The organism is Microvirga pakistanensis (assembly GCF_004458765.1).
Classification (GTDB): Bacteria; Pseudomonadota; Alphaproteobacteria; order Rhizobiales; family Beijerinckiaceae; genus Microvirga; species Microvirga pakistanensis.
Map to the genome: position 1 here is coordinate 1 of NZ_SPJX01000632.1, position 223 is coordinate 223.

Genomic DNA, 223 nt, shown 5'->3' on the forward strand with positions numbered 1-223 from the left:
GACATCGAGACGGCTGACGGCCGTCACCTTCGCCACCATGCGAAGGCCGTTCGCGGCACGCCGGAGAACCCGATGGAAGTCCATGAAATCCAGGCAAAGGCTCTTGATCTCCTGACGCCGATCATCGGCTCCAACCGCGCGACCGAGCTGATCGATCGAATCCTCAAGCTTGAGGAACTCCCGACAGTGCGCGATCTACGTCCGTGGCTTGCCGTCTGACGCC

1 pseudogene is annotated in these 223 nt (G+C 61.9%); it reads left to right on the plus strand.

Annotated features, from left to right (window positions below):
- Positions 1-219, plus strand: a pseudogene (locus tag E4K09_RS29470) (MmgE/PrpD family protein); the annotation flags it as partial.
- Positions 220-223: the final 4 nt, after the last annotated feature.